Raw genomic sequence first — 1,331 nt, forward strand, 5'->3', positions numbered from 1 at the left:
ACCGGCTGCGATGGTGATCACCGCACCGTTAGACAGGGTCACGGTGACCGGAGTACCGGCAGCGTTGGTCAGAGTAGCGGTGTAGACGATAGAGCCGCCCTCGGCCACAGACTCAGTGGCCGTCAGGCTCAGCGTCGTTGTATCCGGTGTATCGGTCACGCTGGTTTCAGCGGGTTTATCGCTGATTTCCAGTTTCTCGTAGTTACCGCCATCGGCCTTGGTAATGGTGGTGCTCAGAGAGCTGCCACCGGCCAGAGCGTCGTTCGGAGCGGTGAAATTCACCGAACCTTGGCTTTCGCCAACTGGGATGGTGATGGTCTGACCGTTGGACAGAGTCACCACGACCGGCGAACCGGTAACCGGCGCCGAGACCGACGCGGTGTATACCACGATGCCGCCTTCGGCGACGCTTGGTGTAGCGGTCAGGCTGATGGTCGAGGTGTCGATGGTATCGGTGACATCAGTCACGGCAGGCGCTGGATTGGTCACCAGGTTCTCGAAATTGCCGCCGTCCGCTTTAGTGATGGTGGCTTCGACTTTTCCGGCATCCTTGTAGACGTCGTCGGCTGGTGCGGCAACGGTGGCTGTACCCGTGGTGGCGCCCGCAGCGATGGTGATCACCGCGCCGTTGCTCAGGGTTACGGTAACCGGTGTGCCAGCGGCATTGGTCAGGGTGGCGGTGTAAACGATGGAACCACCTTCGGCCACGGAGTCGGTAGCACTCAGGCTCAGAGTGGTTGTATCCGGCGTATCGGTAACGCTGGTTTCAGCGGGTTTATCGCTGATTTCCAGTTTCTCGTAGTTACCGCCATCGGCCTTGGTAATGGTGGTGCTCAAGGAGCTGCCACCGGCCAGGGCATCATTGGGCGCGGTGAAGTTCACGGTGGCGGAAGACTCGCCCACCGGAATGGTGATGGTCTGGCCGTTGGACAGGGTCACCACAACCGGCGAACCGGTTACCGGCGCGGTTACCGACGCGGTGTACACCACGATGCCGCCTTCGGCCACGCTTGGCGTGGCGGTCAGGCTGATGGTCGAGGTGTCGATGGTATCGGTGACGTCGGTGACGGCTGGAGCTGGGTTGGTTACCAGCTGCTCGAAGTTGCCACCGTCAGCCTTGCTGATGGTCACTTCAACTTTACCGGCATCCTTGTAGACGTCGTCGGCTGGCGCGGCAACGGTTGCAGTGCCCGAAGTGGCACCGGCCGCAATGGTGATCACGGCACCGTTGGAGAGCGTGACCGTAACAGGCGTACCCGCGGCATTGGTCAGGGTGGCGGTGTAGACGATAGAGCCGCCCTCGGCCACAGACTCAGTGGCCGTCAGGCTCA

Annotated in this window: 1 protein-coding gene; it reads right to left on the reverse strand. The window is 61.5% G+C overall.

All coding sequences use genetic code 11. The annotated features are described in order from the left end of the window. A partial coding sequence (locus tag BLX41_RS34260) for an immunoglobulin-like domain-containing protein (RefSeq protein ID WP_404942731.1) occupies positions 1–1,331 on the reverse strand: 1,331 nt, incomplete at both ends.

This window comes from Pseudomonas protegens (assembly GCF_003732485.1).
Taxonomy (GTDB): domain Bacteria; phylum Pseudomonadota; class Gammaproteobacteria; order Pseudomonadales; family Pseudomonadaceae; genus Aquipseudomonas; species Aquipseudomonas protegens_B.